The organism is Hydrogenophaga sp. OTU3427, from assembly GCF_038440225.1.
Taxonomy (GTDB): domain Bacteria; phylum Pseudomonadota; class Gammaproteobacteria; order Burkholderiales; family Burkholderiaceae_C; genus Hydrogenophaga.
On sequence record NZ_JASATI010000071.1, the window covers coordinates 1 to 14,146 of the forward strand.

The 14,146-nt window shown below is 65.0% G+C and carries 14 protein-coding genes; 7 read left to right on the forward strand and 7 right to left on the reverse strand.

Features of this window, described 5'->3' with window-relative positions; all coding sequences use genetic code 11:
- Positions 1 to 253: 253 nt before the first annotated feature.
- Both AAHB17_RS23405 and aceA read right to left on the reverse strand, forming a co-directional pair.
- On the reverse strand, positions 254 to 853 hold the full coding sequence (locus tag AAHB17_RS23405; protein WP_342133475.1) for a hypothetical protein: 600 nt from the start codon (positions 851 to 853) through the stop codon (positions 254 to 256).
- Between the two features lie 306 nt (positions 854 to 1,159).
- The gene (gene aceA, locus AAHB17_RS23410; RefSeq protein WP_342133476.1) at positions 1,160 to 2,491 is read right to left on the reverse strand and encodes an isocitrate lyase; all 1,332 of its coding nucleotides are present in this window, start codon (positions 2,489 to 2,491) and stop codon (positions 1,160 to 1,162) included.
- A 345-nt stretch (positions 2,492 to 2,836) separates the two neighbouring features.
- On the opposite strand from aceA, the gene AAHB17_RS23415 reads away from it, so the two are divergent.
- From AAHB17_RS23415 to AAHB17_RS23440, 6 genes are all read left to right on the forward strand, one after another.
- Positions 2,837 to 3,763: a DMT family transporter gene (locus AAHB17_RS23415; RefSeq protein ID WP_342133477.1), complete on the forward strand. Its 927-nt coding sequence runs from the start codon at positions 2,837 to 2,839 to the stop codon at positions 3,761 to 3,763.
- A gap of 114 nt (positions 3,764 to 3,877) precedes the next feature.
- Positions 3,878 to 4,483 carry a TetR/AcrR family transcriptional regulator gene (locus tag AAHB17_RS23420; RefSeq protein WP_342133478.1) on the forward strand — a complete coding sequence of 202 codons (606 nt, stop codon included), beginning with the start codon at positions 3,878 to 3,880 and terminating at the stop codon, positions 4,481 to 4,483.
- Positions 4,484 to 4,591: 108 nt separating this feature from the next.
- The gene (locus AAHB17_RS23425) at positions 4,592 to 5,593 is read left to right on the forward strand and encodes an NADP-dependent oxidoreductase (protein ID WP_342133479.1); all 1,002 of its coding nucleotides are present in this window, start codon (positions 4,592 to 4,594) and stop codon (positions 5,591 to 5,593) included.
- A gap of 81 nt (positions 5,594 to 5,674) precedes the next feature.
- Complete coding sequence (locus AAHB17_RS23430) at positions 5,675 to 6,379, forward strand: SDR family oxidoreductase (RefSeq protein WP_342133480.1); 705 nt, start codon at positions 5,675 to 5,677, stop codon at positions 6,377 to 6,379.
- Between the two features lie 31 nt (positions 6,380 to 6,410).
- Entirely contained in the window at positions 6,411 to 7,487 is a 1,077-nt protein-coding gene (locus tag AAHB17_RS23435) for an alkene reductase (RefSeq protein ID WP_342133481.1), read from the forward strand.
- A 74-nt stretch (positions 7,488 to 7,561) separates the two neighbouring features.
- Positions 7,562 to 8,950 (forward strand): MATE family efflux transporter, encoded by a 1,389-nt coding sequence (locus AAHB17_RS23440; RefSeq protein ID WP_342133482.1) that lies wholly within the window; start codon positions 7,562 to 7,564, stop codon positions 8,948 to 8,950.
- A gap of 4 nt (positions 8,951 to 8,954) precedes the next feature.
- On the opposite strand, the gene AAHB17_RS23445 is transcribed toward AAHB17_RS23440, so the two are convergent.
- Positions 8,955 to 9,635, reverse strand: coding sequence for a sulfite exporter TauE/SafE family protein (locus AAHB17_RS23445; protein ID WP_342133483.1), 681 nt, complete (start codon positions 9,633 to 9,635; stop codon positions 8,955 to 8,957).
- A 48-nt stretch (positions 9,636 to 9,683) separates the two neighbouring features.
- Positions 9,684 to 11,060, reverse strand: a complete 1,377-nt coding sequence (hemN, locus tag AAHB17_RS23450; protein ID WP_342133484.1) for an oxygen-independent coproporphyrinogen III oxidase — start codon at positions 11,058 to 11,060, stop codon at positions 9,684 to 9,686.
- A 128-nt stretch (positions 11,061 to 11,188) separates the two neighbouring features.
- Here hemN and fnr point away from each other — a divergent pair, with 128 nt between their 5' ends.
- The gene (gene fnr, locus AAHB17_RS23455) at positions 11,189 to 11,908 is read left to right on the forward strand and encodes a fumarate/nitrate reduction transcriptional regulator Fnr (RefSeq protein WP_342133485.1); all 720 of its coding nucleotides are present in this window, start codon (positions 11,189 to 11,191) and stop codon (positions 11,906 to 11,908) included.
- A 163-nt stretch (positions 11,909 to 12,071) separates the two neighbouring features.
- Here the strand turns inward: fnr and AAHB17_RS23460 are convergent, their stop codons facing one another.
- The 3 genes from AAHB17_RS23460 to ccoG are packed head-to-tail and all read right to left on the reverse strand — an operon-like array spanning position 12,072 to position 14,070.
- Positions 12,072 to 12,371 carry a hypothetical protein gene (locus tag AAHB17_RS23460; RefSeq protein ID WP_342133486.1) on the reverse strand — a complete coding sequence of 100 codons (300 nt, stop codon included), beginning with the start codon at positions 12,369 to 12,371 and terminating at the stop codon, positions 12,072 to 12,074.
- 42 nt (positions 12,372 to 12,413) lie between these two features.
- Positions 12,414 to 12,677 (reverse strand): nitrogen fixation protein FixH, encoded by a 264-nt coding sequence (locus tag AAHB17_RS23465; protein WP_342133487.1) that lies wholly within the window; start codon positions 12,675 to 12,677, stop codon positions 12,414 to 12,416.
- Positions 12,678 to 12,699: 22 nt separating this feature from the next.
- Positions 12,700 to 14,070, reverse strand: a complete 1,371-nt coding sequence (gene ccoG, locus AAHB17_RS23470; RefSeq protein ID WP_342133488.1) for a cytochrome c oxidase accessory protein CcoG — start codon at positions 14,068 to 14,070, stop codon at positions 12,700 to 12,702.
- Positions 14,071 to 14,146: the final 76 nt, after the last annotated feature.

Here is a 14,146-nt window from a genome sequence, read left to right on the forward strand (position 1 = left end):
GGGCGATCCAATACCGTTGGAAGACAAGCAGGGGACTGGACTATGTCTATATCTATGCACCCGGGCGGGGCTTGGTTCAAGTCGTCACGTACCGACGGGGTGGCTGAGGGATTGCTTTTCTATGCTGAAGACCAGTTGTCGGCCAGAAGCAGCCATCGGTCAGGCGTAAAAGCCATCGTTGAACGTTGAAGCTGAGCCGCGAGCGACCGCTTGCCGACGCGAGTCGGCTCAAGCGACTGGTTGGGCAGCATTCTCAGACTGGGACGCCTGCGGCTCGAAGAACCCGGGTCCATGACGCAATTGCTCTCTCGCATACCTCGGACAACTTGCCCAACGGAGCACCTGATTCGTCGATGATCTCGCCATCAACGACCAAGGAGATTCTCGAGTTTGGCCCTGCCTTCATGCGCACCTCTCCAGTGTGCGAATCTATGAGTCCCTCAATGGAGGAGCCTGCAATCCCATCGAGTGACGCAATCTCAATTTCCTGCGTGAGATTACTAAGGATTGGTTTTGTACCTGAGCGTGGGCGATCAAGCTTGAAGTGCTTGTCGCGATTCCAAAGATCGTGGATTAGCGCTACGTCCCGGTCAGAGTCGATAAGACTGTCCCCCTCGAAATGGTGCCCAGTTCGCTCACACCATGCCTTCAAATGATCTTTCAAGCACGCGACGTTCGCTATCAGCGCCGCTGCTAGGTTTGCGATCTGAGCCGGCGATCTTGTCTGCGACAGGTCAATGCGGTAGCTCGTCTCAGACAGTTGGTCCCAGCGAAATGGCGGCACCTCAGCAAGAGTTGCATCAGTCAATGCGGCCCTAAGCCGCTCGATCCGAAGTTCGAGTTCAGTGAGCATGGCGTGCTATCTAGATGGTGCCCAACGTAATGTATCCCGCAGAACCTGCGGGATATTCTGGTCACTTTAACCTCCTGAAAACGCAATCAGATCAAAGGCTTGGCCGCCAAGGTCTGATTTTTATACAGGCACAAGTAATCCATGAAACCCGGCATCCACTTCCACCCGGTGACCGCTTCGTGCTGGATTTTTGAATGACCGATATGGGTCGATAACCTCCTTCCCACCACACGCAAAAAAAAGCCCGGGGATCGCCCGGGCTTCTCGCTTGCCAACCCCCGCTGATAGGCCGGGGCAGAAGTCATTTCAGTGGAACTGCTCTTCTTCGGTCGAGCCGGTCAGGGCCTTCACGCTGGAGGAGCCGCCCTGGATCACGGTGGTCACGTCGTCGAAGTAGCCTGCGCCCACTTCCTGCTGGTGCGACACGAAGGTGTAGCCCTTGTCGCGTGCGGCGAACTCGGGTTCCTGCACCATTTCGGTGTAGTGCTTCATGCCTTCGCCGCGTGCATAAGCGTGGGCGAACTGGAAGGTGTTGAACCAGTTGATGTGGATGCCGGCCAGGGTGATGAACTGGTACTTGTAGCCCAGCGCGGACAGGTCTTCCTGGAAGGAAGCGATCTGCTTGTCGTTGAGGTTCTTCTTCCAGTTGAAGGAAGGCGAGCAGTTGTAGGACAGCAGCTTGCCGGGGCAGGCGGCGTGCACGGCCTGGGCAAACTCACGGGCGAAGCCGATGTCGGGCACACCGGTTTCGCACCACACCAGGTCGGCATAGGGAGCGTAGGCCACGCCACGGCTGATGGCCTGCTCCAGGCCGTTCTTGACGCGGTAGAAGCCTTCTTGCGTGCGCTCGCCGGTCAGGAAGGGCTGGTCGTTGGCGTCGTGGTTGCTGGTGATGAGGTTGGCGGCTTCGGCGTCGGTGCGGGCCAGCACGATGGTGGACACGCCCATCACGTCGGCAGCGAAGCGCGCGGCGATCAGCTTTTCGCAGGCTTCCTGCGTGGGCACCAGCACTTTGCCACCCATGTGGCCGCACTTCTTGACGGCGGCCAGCTGGTCTTCAAAGTGCACACCGGCGGCGCCGGAAGCGATCATGTTCTTCATCAGTTCGAAGGCGTTCAGCACGCCGCCGAAACCGGCTTCCGCATCGGCCACGATGGGCAGGAAGTAGTCGATGAACTCCGGGCTGCCCGGCTCGATGCCACGGCCCCACTGGATTTCGTCGGCGCGCTTGAAGGTGTTGTTGATGCGGCGGACCATGGTGGGCACCGAGTCGTAGGCGTACAGCGACTGGTCGGGGTACATGGTCTCGGAGGTGTTGCCGTCGGCGGCGACCTGCCAGCCCGACAGGTACACGGCCTCGAGGCCTGCCTTGGCCTGCTGCATGGCCTGGCCGGCGGAGATGGCGCCGAAGGCGTTGACGTAGCCCTTCTTGGCGCCGCCGTTGATCTTGTCCCACAGCTTTTCAGCGCCGCGCTTGGCCAGCGTGTGCTCGATGGCCATGCTGCCACGCAGACGGACCACGTCGGCGGCGGAGTAGCCGCGCTTCACACCCTTCCAGCGGGGGTTGTGCGCCCAGTCTTTCTCCAGGGCTTCGATCTGTTGTTGGCGGCTCAGTTGGCCATTGAGGGCTTGGGACATGGGTCACTCCTTGGTTGGTTGAAACGGAGGCGGGGTGTTGCTGCTTGCAAGACCGGTGCCGATGGCCATACTTTAAGTCTTCTATAAGACTTTGCGCGCTCTTGTGTCTTATACAAGACAAGTTTTTTATTCATTCAAAATCAACAACTTGCAATTTTATTTCTCAATACGAAATTTTATCTCTTGTATTGAGAAATTTTTCTGCAGCGCAGCATCTTGTATTTTCACAATACAAAAACTTGCTTTCTCCATGCGAGATGCCGGGTGCCAGCCCGTGGTGCAGGCACCAGTGCCGTGCATCGGCTGCGGCATGATGGCGACTTTGCTCGAACCGCCCTCCCCCGCATGAACCGTTGGCTCGCCTACCTCTGTCTCGCTTTCAGCATGGCCCTCGTGGGCAGCTACGTGGCGCTGTCCAAGCCGCTGGTGGCGGCCATGCCGGTGTTCCTGCTGGCCTGGCTGCGGTTTGGCATTGGCGGGCTGGCCATGGCGCGCTGGTTGCGCAAGCCGGCCGACGAGCCGCCGCTCACCCCACGCACGCGCGCCCTGCTCTTTCTCGAATCCTTCCTGGGCAACTTTCTGTTCTCGGTCTGCATGCTGTTCGGCGTCAAGCTGACCACGGCGGTGGCGGCCGGCGTCATCATGTCGGCCATCCCGGCGGTGGTGGCCGTGTTGAGCGCGGTCTTCCTGCACGAACGCATCGGCAAGCGCTCGGCCGGGGCCATCGTGCTGGCGGCCATCGGCATTGGGCTGTTCTCACTCACCAAGGCCGACACAGCCACCGCCGCCACGGCCGACGCCACCTGGGCCGGCCTGCCGCTGCCGCTGTGGGGCAACCTGCTCATCTTCGCGGCGGTGGTGTGTGAGGCCTCCTACGTGGTGATCGGCAAGCGGCTCACCCAGGGCCTGGGCCCCAAGCGCATCTCGTCGCTGATCAACCTGGTGGGCTTCGCGCTGGTCACGCCCATGGGCCTGTGGGCAGCGCTCAGCTTCGACTTTGCCAGCGTCTCGGCCAGCTTCTGGCTGCTGCTGGTGTTCTATGGCCTGGCGGCCAGCGTGTGGACGGTGTGGCTGTGGATGACCGGGCTGAAGACCGTGCCCGCAGCCCAAGCCGGCGTGTTCACCGTGATGCTGCCGGTCAGCGCCGCCGCCATCGGCGTGCTGTTCATGGGCGAGCGCCTGACCAACGTGCAGATGCTGGCCTTTGGCATCGCCCTGCTGGGCCTGGTGCTAGCCACGCTGCCCGCGCCATCGAACGCAGCGACGCACTGAGTCCAACGGACCCAACCGCCACCACAGGCAAGCCGAAGGAGACAGCAAGAAGGGGGTTGTCCGCGATTGACCTTGAGGCAAGGATGGTCAATGGCAAGCGTCGGAAAATCTCGTATGATTCACATCATGCGAAAACAGACAGGCACCTCCCGGGCAGCGGCCAAAGAGGCCACCCACGAACGCATCGTGGAGGTCGCGGCGCGCGCCATTCGCCGCAGCGGATACGACGGCACAGGTGTTGCGGACCTGATGAAGGAGGCCGGGCTGACACACGGCGCCTTCTACGCACACTTCAGCTCGCGCGAAGCGATGCTGGCCGAGGCCGCCAGTTGTGCGTTCGCACAGTCCGCCGCCGCTTTGGCCCGCGTCACCATGAGCGTTCCACCGGAAGATGCCTTGGCGTCGCTGCTCGCGGCTTACCTTTCAAAAACACACCAGGAGCAAGTGGCCACAGGTTGTCCATTGGCCGCACTGGGTTCTGAAACCGCGCGCCAGATCCCCGACGTTCGGCGGGTGGCGACGCGGCATGTCAAGGAAGTGATCGACCTGGTGGCCCGCCTGTCCCCAGACTGGGGGCAGTCTGGCGCGCATCAGCGCGCACTGGTGACGGTGTCCACCATGGTGGGCGCCCTGCTGTTGGCGCGTGCGGTCGACGATCAGCATCTGTCGGACAGCCTGCGCGAAGCCGCGCTCCAACACCTGACGCCACCTCACGGATGAAATCGCTGGTCACCGCTTTTTATTGCCAATTCATATGATGATCATCATGCAAATAAGCAACACACACCGCGGCCGAACGCCTGGCACCGAACGGATCGAGGCTGCGGCATGAAGGCATTTGTGCTCACTGGCTACAACAAAAAGGCGCCGTTGCAGCCGATGGACATGCCTGTTCCGACACCCAACGACGACGAGGTGCTGGTGCAGGTGCACGCCGCCGGCGTGAACGTGCTGGACAGCAAGCTCCGCGACGGCGAGTTCAAGCTCATCCTGCCCTACCACCTGCCTGTCATCCTGGGGCACGACGTCGCGGGCGTGGTGGTCCAGGTCGGTGCGAGGGTGCGGCAGTTCCAGCCAGGCGACGAGGTCTACGCCCGGCTCGACGATTTCCGCATCGGCGGCTTCGCCGAGTTTGTCGTGGTCCAGGAGGCGTCCCTCGCCCCCAAGCCCAAGGGCCTCACGATGGAAGAGGCCGCATCGGTGCCACTGGTGGCCTTGACGGCCTGGCAGGCACTGGTCGAGAAGGCGCAGTTGAAACCAGGACAGAAAGTCTTCATTCAGGCGGGCTCCGGTGGCGTCGGCACGTTGGCCATCCAGTTGGCCAAACACCTGGGCGCCACGGTGGCGACAACCACCAGCACGGCCAACGTGGCGTTCGTAAAGGGGCTGGGCGCGGACACCGTGGTCGACTACAAGACGCAGTCGTTCGCCGATGTCTTGCGCGATCAGGACGTGGTCCTGAACAGCCAGGACACCAAGACACTCCAACAATCCGTCGGAGTGCTCAAGCGCGGCGGAAAGCTCATTTCCATCTCCGGTCCGCCCGATCCGGCGTTTGGCCAGGCGATCGCCGCCCCTGGGTTCGTGAGGGTGGTGATGTGGCTGCTGAGTGCGGGCATTCGGCGGCTGGCCAAGCGCCGATCCATCGCCTACGCCTTCCTCTTCATGCGCCCCAGTGGCGCCCAGTTGCGGGAGATCACCGCCCTGTTCGACGCAGGTGTCCTGCGACCCGTGGTGGACCGCGTCTTCCCATTCGAATCAACGAACGAGGCCATGGCCTATGTGGACGCGGGCCGCTCCCGCGGCAAGGTCGTCGTCAAGGTCCGGTGATGGTGTTGGTTGCAGCGTGGCGGCCTGTTGTGGGCAGCGCCGGCTGAATGTGTTTGTTGCTCATTTTTTTCGGAGATCCTCATGAAAATTGAAAACGCCGTCGCCCTGGTCACGGGCGCCAACCGTGGCATTGGACTGGCCTTCGCACGCGCTTTGCTCGCGCGGGGCGCCCGCAAGGTCTACGTGGGCGCACGCGACCCCGCGACCGTCACCCAATCCGGTGTGGAGGTGCTGCGACTCGACGTCAACAACCCGGACGATGTGGCCGCGGCCGCGGCGCGGGCGTCGGACGTGACGCTGGTGATCAACAACGCCGGCATCGCCCAACCCGGCGGTTTTCTCGCGGCCGACAGCGAAGACATCACGCGGCGCATCTTCGAAACCAACTTCTTCGCCATGCTTCGCGTCAGCAAGGCCTTTGCCCCGGCCCTCAAGTCCAACGGCGGCGGCGCTTTGCTCAACGTGCTGTCGGTGGCTTCCTGGGTGAACGGCGGCGAGCTGGCGGCCTACGCGGCCAGCAAATCGGCCGCGTGGTCGCTCACCAACGCACTGCGCCACGAACTCTCGGCGCAAAAGACACAGGTCACGGCACTGCACATGGCCTACGTCGATACCGACCTCACGCGGGGGTTCGATGTGCCGAAAACCGGTCCTGACGACATCGTCAGGCGTGCGCTCGACGGCCTCGAATCGGGTCGGGACGAGGTGCTGGCGGATGAACTCACGGGGCATGTCAAACAAGGCCTGACGGCCGCTCGGCCCAGTTACCTGCCCCAGACCGCCTGACACCCCGGTACTCTTCATCTCAAGGATTCACATGCTTTTCACGCCTCTGGCCACACCCGGCCTTCGCCTCAACAACCGCGTCGTCATGGCGCCCATGACACGCAGCCGTGCGGTCGATGCCAACACCCCCAACGCCTTGATGGCGGACCACTACGGCCAGCGCGCTTCGGCCGGCCTGATCATCACAGAGGGCACGTCCCCATCACCCAACGGCTTGGGCTACGCGCGCATTCCCGGGCTCTTCAACAGCGAGCACGTGCGCGGCTGGCGCGAGGTCACCCGGGCGGTCCATGCCCAGGGCGGCAAAATTTTCGTGCAACTGATGCACACCGGACGCGTTGCCCACGTGGCCAACCTCCCGACCGGCGCCGAAGTGCTCGGCCCAACGGCCGACGTCTGCCCCGGTGACATACACACCGACACCCAGGGCATGCAAGCCCACAGCGGGCCCCGGGCGATGACCGTCGCCGACATCCGGCACGCCGTCGCCGAATACGCGCAAGCGGCCAGGCTGGCCATCGAGGCGGGGTTTGACGGCGTGGAGCTGCACGCCGCCAACGGCTACCTGATCGAGCAGTTCCTGAACGCGAACGTGAACCGGCGCACCGACGCCTACGGCGGCGGCATCGAGGCGCGCAACCGCTTTGCGCTCGAAGTGGCCGAGGCAACGGTCGCCGCCATCGGTGCCGACCGGGTGGGCATCAGGCTGTCGCCGCATGGCGTTTTCAACGGCACGGGTGGCTTTGCCGACGTCGACGCGCAGTATGTGTCCCTCGTGCAGGCAGTCTCCGCGCTGGGTTTGAAGTACGTCCACCTGCTGGACCATGCCGCCATGGGCGCGCCACCCGTGCCCTCGGCATTGAAAGCCAGGCTGCGCGCCGCCTTCAAAGGCACGCTCATCCTGGCCGGCGGCTTCGACCGAGCCAGCGCCGAACGCGCGCTCGACGCGGGCGAGGCCGATCTCATCGCCTTCGGTCGGCCCTTCATCGCCAACCCCGATCTGGTCGAGCGGATGTCGACGCATGCCGACCTGAATGCCGTCGACATGACCACGTTCTACACCCCCGGCGCGAAAGGCTACACCGACTACCCGTTGCTGGCAGCTTGAGTGCACCCGGTCCCTGATCAAGCCCCGGCATGTTGGCCCGACACGGCCCTCGTTCACCGCAAAGACACGCATCCATGAGCACACCACAGACCTCACCGCCCACGCCATCCGTGGGCAAGCGCGATGCCGTCAACCCACTGCTGAACGCACCGCTGGCGCCCACGCTGCTGCGGCTCGCCGTGCCCAACATGCTGGCCATGCTGGCCACGGCCTTGGCCGCCATTGCGGAGACCGGCTACGTCGGCAGCTTTGGCGTCGGCTCGCTGGCGGGCATGGCCTTGGTTTTTCCGTTTGTCATGCTGCAGATGATGCTGTCGGGGGGCGCCATGGGCGGTGGCGTCTCGTCGGCGGTCAGCCAGGCCCTCGGCGCGGGCGATGGCGAACGTGCCAATGCCCTGGCGGTGCATGCGACGTGGATAGGCCTGGGCGCGGGGGCGCTGTTCATGGTGCTGATGCTGGCCCTGGGACCGTGGCTGTTTGCTGTCTTGGGTGGCCAGGGTGAGGCGCTGAGCCAGGCGCTGGCCTACGCCAACATCGCCTTTCTGGGCTCCATCTTCATCTGGCTGGTCAACACGTTTTCGTCCGTGATCCGCGGCTCGGGCAACATGTCCGTGCCGTCGGCCACCTTGCTGCTGGTGGCCTTGGGGCAGGTGGCGATCAGCGGTGCGCTGGGGCTGGGCTGGGGGCCATTCCCCCGGCTGGGCATGCCGGGCGTGGCGGCCGGGCAGGTGCTGGCCTACGGGTTGGGCGCAGCGTACCTGTACAGCCACCTGCGTTCGGGGCGGGCACGCATTCACTTGCGCCTGCGTTCGACACCCCTGCAGTGGCCCTTGGCACGCACCATCCTGAGGGTGGGTGGTTTTGCCTGCATATCGCCCCTCCAGACCGTGCTGACCATCCTCATCCTGACCCGCCTGGTCGCGCAGTTTGGCACCACCGCGTTGGCGGGCTACGGCATCGGTGCCCGGCTGGAGTTCTTGCTGATTCCCGTGGCCTTCGCCGTTGGCGTCGCGTCGGTGCCGCTGGTGGGCATGGCCATCGGCGCCGGGAACGTCGCGCGGGCACGCCGGGCCGCGTGGTCCGCCTCCGCCTTGGCGGCCGGGCTCCTGGGCTTGCTGGGCGCGGTGCTGGCACTGGCGCCCGATCTGTGGACCGGCCTTTTCACGCAGGACCCGACCCTCCTGGACGCAACGGCCACCTATTTCCATTGGGCTGGACCCGCCTATGGGCTGTTCGGACTCGGGCTGTCCCTCTATTTCTCGTCACTGGGCGCGGGCAAGGTGGCCGGTCCCGTGTTGGCCGGCACCTTGCGGCTGGTTCTGGTGGGACTGGGTGGCTGGGCGCTCGCGGTCGCTCAGGCGCCGGCGTGGACCATCTTCGCCTTGGTCGCTTTGGGCATGGCCGCCTATGGGCTGGCCACCGCGCTTGCCGTGCATGGCACGGCCTGGGGCGCCGAGCGGTGATGGATCAGGCGCACCACAGCCCGGTCGGATTCGTCAATCCCATCCAGATCGCCCAACCCGACGTCATCACCAGGGCCGCACCGGCCAGGCGCATGCCCCAGGCGCCACCACGCAGGCTGCCGGCGGCGTGCCAGCGCAGCAGCAGCCAGGGCCCGAGGGTCATGGAGACGGAGGTGCCGAGCGCGAACAGGCCCATGATGACCGCGCCCTCGATGGCGTTGGCCGACAGCGAGGCCACCAGCAAGGCGGAGTACAGCAGGCCGCAGGGCATGAGCGCCCAACCGGCGCCCAGCACGTAAGGCGCCTTGCCGCCCAGCCGCGCCAGCACCGGCCTGGCCTTGCGCCAGACGGTCTGCGCCACGCCGTCCACCCAGGCGGGCTGGCGCGCCTGCAGCACCAGCAGCAGACCGAGCAGCAGCGCCAGCACGTGAAAGGCCGTCCACAGCGGGCGCAGCACCACGGTGTTGGTGCCCAGCCAGCCCAGGCCCTGCACGGTGGCCGCAGCCAGGCCTCCGAGGGTGGCATAACCCAGGATGCGCCCCAGCTGAAAACCGACGATGGCCTGCTGCGTGCGGGGCGCCGAGGCCCTGGCGATGCCGGCGCAGGCCGCACCACACATGGCCACACAGTGTGGACCACCCACCAGCCCCATGAACAGGGCCGTCACGGCCATGGACGTTTGCATGGACGAACTCTAGCAGCGACCCGCGCCGCAGTGGAGCCTGGAGGCCATTCAGATGATTTTCGAGAACCTGGCGCGGTCCTGGTCCACCCGCAGGTGCTTGTCGAACACCATGCCGATGGCACGCACGAGGAACCAGCCGGCGTCGGTCACCTCGATGCCTTGGTCGTCCACCTTCACCAGGCCCTGGGCCTGCATGGGCGCCAGGGCTTCCAGCTCGCGGGCAAAGTAGCTGCGGAAGTCAAGCAGGTGGCCCAGTTCGATGGACTCGAACTGCAGCCGCCCCTGGCACATCAGCGCCATGATGACGGTGCGCCGCACCAGGTCGTCGCGGGTGAGGGCCAGGCCGCGCACGATGGGCAGGCGGCCCTGGTCCAGCATGTCGTAGTACTCGTCCAGCGTCTTGGCGTTCTGGCTGTAGGTGGCGCCCACGCGGCCAATGGCCGAGACGCCCAGGGCGATCAGGTCGCAGTCGGGCTGGGTGCTGTAGCCCTGGAAGTTGCGGTGCAGCCGGCCCTGGCGCTTGGCCACGGCCAGGGCGTCGTTGGGCAGGGCGAAATGGTCCATGCCCACGTAGACGTAGCCGGCGTCGATGAAGGTGTCGAGCGACTGAGACAGCATGGCCAGCTTGTCGGCCGGCACCGGCAGCTCGGCCGCCACGATGCGGCGCTGCGGCTTGAAGCGCGTGGGCAGGTGGGCGTAGGCGTACAGCGCCACGCGGTCGGGCCGCAGCTGCGTGACCTGGGTCAGCGTGCGCGCGAAGGATTCGGGCGTCTGCAGCGGCAGGCCATAGATGAGGTCGACGTTGACCGACTCGAAGCCGATGCGCCGCGCCGCCGCCACCAACGCGAACACCTGCTCGGCCGGTTGCACCCGGTGCACCGCCTTCTGCACGGCGGGATCGAAATCCTGCACGCCGAAGCTGAGCCGGTTGAAGCCGAGCTGGTGCAGGTGCTCCAGGCGCTGTTCGTTGACGGTGCGCGGGTCGACCTCGATCGAATACTCGCCGCCGGGCACGAGGTTGAAATGCCGACGCACGGTGTGCATGAGGTCGCTGAGTTCGGCGTCGCTCAGGAAGGTGGGCGTGCCGCCGCCGATGTGCAGCTGCGACACGTGGTGCCCGCGACCGAAGTGCTGCACGTGCAGGTCCAGCTCTCGCGCCAGGTAGCGCAGGTACTCGGCCGATTTGCTGTGGTGCTTGGTGATGACCTTGTTGCAGGCGCAGTAGTAGCAGACCGACTCGCAAAAGGGCACGTGGATGTAGAGCGACAGCGGCAGGGCCAACGAGCCGGCGCGGCGCTGCTCCAGCGCCTGGATGTAGTCGGCCTCGCCAAAGGCCTCGACGAAACGGTCTGCTGTCGGGTACGAGGTGTAGCGCGGCCCCGGCACGTCGAAACGGCGCAGCAGTTGTTCGTCAATCACGTGCATCACAGGGCATCTCCAAAGTGGTTTTGACTGTGCCTCAAGCCCGGGTTTCCACCCTTGATCTGGGTCAAGCCGAACGAAATGTCAGTGAAGTTTTCTATTAACATGGGGAAACACCCGACAATCGCAGCATGGACGTCCAAAGCATCAAGGTCGCGTGCTCCAGTTGCAACCTGCGTGAACTCTGCCTTCCCATGGGCCTGAGCCACGAGGAAATGAACAAGCTGGACCACGTCATTTCCACCCGCAAGCGCGTCAAGCGCGGTGCGGCGCTGTTCAACACCGGGGACCGCTTCACCTCGATCTACGCGGTGCGCTCGGGCTTCTTCAAGACCTGCGTCACCACCGCCGATGGGCGCGATCAGGTGACGGGTTTCCAGATGACGGGCGAGATCATCGGCCTGGACGGCATCGTGTCCGACCACCACTCGTGCGACGCCATCGCGCTGGAGGACGCCGAGGTCTGCGTGATGCCCTTCGACCAGCTGGAGATGCTGTCACGCGAGTTCAACACGCTGCAGCACCACGTGCACAAGATCATGAGCCGTGAGATCGTGCGCGACCACGGCGTCATGCTGCTGCTGGGCAGCATGCGGGCCGAGGAACGCCTGGCCGCCTTCCTGCTCAACCTGGTGCAGCGCCTGCATGCGCGCGGCTTCTCGCAGTCCGAGCTGATCCTGCGCATGACCCGCGAGGAAATCGGCAGCTACCTGGGCATGAAGCTGGAAACGGTGAGCCGCACCTTCTCGAAATTCGTCGACGACGGCGTCATCGAGGTCAAGCAGCGCTATGTGAAGATCATGGACACCGAGGCGCTCAAGCGCATCGTCAATCCCCAGGTCTGCAGCTGACCCACCCCCGTTTCTCGCTCACTTCGTGTAGCGCGAGTCCCCCCTCAAGGGGGGGACACCAGCGGTCCGGCAGAGCCGGCCCGCTGGTGTCCCCCGGATGGATCCACTGCATGCGCTGCCGATCGCGCTGATCGGGCCGGGTGAGCAGACCCGCGCACAGCCTTCAGCAGCAGTTGTTGCCCTCCCGGGCGCAGTCGGCGGGCCGCTGATCGACCGGCACGGGGCAGCGGTTGACCTCGAAGGGCGACAGGGACAGCAGCGTGGTGAGCGCGCTGGAAGCCATGGTCATGCCCCAGAACACGAAAAAGGACAGGGTGTAGATCGCCTGCCGCGACAAGCCCAGTTCGCCGCCGCCGATGCGGTGCAGGTCCTCGGGGTCGACCATCGCGAACACCACCATCTCCAGCACGCCGGCCACCAGAAAGGCCGGCCAGGCGATCCACATCAGTCGTTGCAGGCGCATTGCTGTCTCCTTGTTCTGAGGGTCTGCGGACCGCCGGGCGCTTCAGCGCTTCTCGGGCAGGGTGGCGGTGGCCGCGTGATTGCGCGCCTGCTGCGCGGGCGCCAGCGTGAGCGACTTGTTGTCGGTGTCGGATCGCTGGATGCGCGGCGACTGCGCATCCAGCACCGGGTCCTGGTACTTGATGGCGATCGCCGCCGTGACCAGGCCGGCCACCACCACCGCCAGCGGGCCGCTGATGATCAGCCAGACATAGGGCTCGCGCCACCAGGCGCGGGTGACGGTGGGCAAGGACTTGATCGTGCTCATGGGATTCTTTCGTGTGTGGCGCTCAGCGTGGCACCAGGAAAACAGCCTTCTCGCTCACGTGCATGGCCTCGGCGCCGGTGGCACGGATGTCAAAGGCAATCGGATGCGAGCCCGGCGCGGCGCCTGGCGGCACCTGCACCCGAACCCCCACCGAGCGCACCTCGGTCGAGCGCACTTCCACCGTGGGTTCGGAGGCCAGCGCCACGCCGGGCAGACCCGACACCTCGATCGCGTAGGTCTGCGTGGTTTCGGTGGCGTTCATGACCTGCAGGCGGTAGACGTTCTCGATGCGGCCCTGCTCCACCATGCGGGCCAGCGCACCGCGGTCACGGATCACGTCGACCTTGAGCGGCGTGCGCAAGAACAGGCTCGCCCCCACCGCCACACAGATCAGGCCCAGGATGGCGCTGTAAACCAGCACCCGCGGGCGCAGCGCGTGCCGGAGCACCTCGGCCCGCCCCCAGCCCTGGGCAAGGGCGTTCTGGGTCGAATAGCGGATCAGGCCGCGCGGGTAGCCCATCTTGTCCATCACGTCGTCACAGACGTCGATGCAGGCCGCACAGCCGATACATTCGTACTGCAGGCCCTTGCGTATGTCGATGCCGGTGGGGCAGACCTGCACACACAGCGTGCAGTCGACACAGGCACCCAGTCCTTTGGACTTCGGATCGGTCTTCTTGGAGCGTGGCCCGCGCGGTTCGCCACGCGCCTCGTCGTAGGTGACGATCAGGGTGTCCTTGTCGAACATCGCGCTCTGGAAACGCGCGTAGGGACACATGTACTTGCACACCTGCTCACGCATGAAGCCGGCGTTGCCATAGGTGGCGAAGGCGTAGAAGAAGATCCAGAAGCTCTGCCACGGCCCCAGCGCCAACGCCAGCGTGGTGGCGCTCAGTTCGCGGATGGGTGTGAAGAAGCCAACGAAAGTGAAGCCGGTCCACAGGGCCAGCACAATCCACGCGCCCTGCTTGAGCGCCTTCTTGCGCAGCTTCTCGAACGACCAGGGCGCCTGGTCCAGTCGCATGCGGGCCGAGCGGTCACCTTCGGCATGCCGCTCTATCCACATGAAGATCTCGGTATACACCGTCTGCGGGCACGCGTAGCCACACCACAGGCGCCCGGCCACGGCGGTGAACAGGAACAGCGCCAGCGCCGAAATGACCAGCAGGCCGGTCAGGTAGATGAAGTCCTGCGGGTAGAGCACCAGGCCAAAGATGAAGAAGCGGCGCGCCTCCAGATCGAACAGCACCGCCTGGCGGGCGTTCCATTCCAGCCAGGGCAGGCCGTAGAACACCAGCTGCGTGAGCCACACCAGCGCCCACCGCCATTTCGCGAACAGGCCCTGCACGGAGCGCGGGTAGATCTTCTTGCTCTTCTCATACAGCGAGACCATCACCTCGTCGGGGGCGGGCCCCCCCGCCGCCCGCGCCGCGGGGGATGGGGATTACATTTTGTTGGGGTTGCGGGGG

What these genes read in the sequence shown, in the direction of transcription:
- AAHB17_RS23405 (WP_342133475.1), bottom strand. Translation starts at nt 853, where the DNA reads ATGCTCACTGAACTCGAACTTCGGATCGAGCGGCTTAGGGCCGCATTG.
- aceA (WP_342133476.1), bottom strand. Translation starts at nt 2,491, where the DNA reads ATGTCCCAAGCCCTCAATGGCCAACTGAGCCGCCAACAACAGATCGAA.
- AAHB17_RS23415 (WP_342133477.1), top strand. Translation starts at nt 2,837, where the DNA reads ATGAACCGTTGGCTCGCCTACCTCTGTCTCGCTTTCAGCATGGCCCTC.
- AAHB17_RS23420 (WP_342133478.1), top strand. Translation starts at nt 3,878, where the DNA reads ATGATTCACATCATGCGAAAACAGACAGGCACCTCCCGGGCAGCGGCC.
- AAHB17_RS23425 (WP_342133479.1), top strand. Translation starts at nt 4,592, where the DNA reads ATGAAGGCATTTGTGCTCACTGGCTACAACAAAAAGGCGCCGTTGCAG.
- AAHB17_RS23430 (WP_342133480.1), top strand. Translation starts at nt 5,675, where the DNA reads ATGAAAATTGAAAACGCCGTCGCCCTGGTCACGGGCGCCAACCGTGGC.
- AAHB17_RS23435 (WP_342133481.1), top strand. Translation starts at nt 6,411, where the DNA reads ATGCTTTTCACGCCTCTGGCCACACCCGGCCTTCGCCTCAACAACCGC.
- AAHB17_RS23440 (WP_342133482.1), top strand. Translation starts at nt 7,562, where the DNA reads ATGAGCACACCACAGACCTCACCGCCCACGCCATCCGTGGGCAAGCGC.
- AAHB17_RS23445 (WP_342133483.1), bottom strand. Translation starts at nt 9,635, where the DNA reads ATGCAAACGTCCATGGCCGTGACGGCCCTGTTCATGGGGCTGGTGGGT.
- hemN (WP_342133484.1), bottom strand. Translation starts at nt 11,060, where the DNA reads ATGCACGTGATTGACGAACAACTGCTGCGCCGTTTCGACGTGCCGGGG.
- fnr (WP_342133485.1), top strand. Translation starts at nt 11,189, where the DNA reads ATGGACGTCCAAAGCATCAAGGTCGCGTGCTCCAGTTGCAACCTGCGT.
- AAHB17_RS23460 (WP_342133486.1), bottom strand. Translation starts at nt 12,371, where the DNA reads ATGCGCCTGCAACGACTGATGTGGATCGCCTGGCCGGCCTTTCTGGTG.
- AAHB17_RS23465 (WP_342133487.1), bottom strand. Translation starts at nt 12,677, where the DNA reads ATGAGCACGATCAAGTCCTTGCCCACCGTCACCCGCGCCTGGTGGCGC.
- ccoG (WP_342133488.1), bottom strand. Translation starts at nt 14,070, where the DNA reads ATGGTCTCGCTGTATGAGAAGAGCAAGAAGATCTACCCGCGCTCCGTG.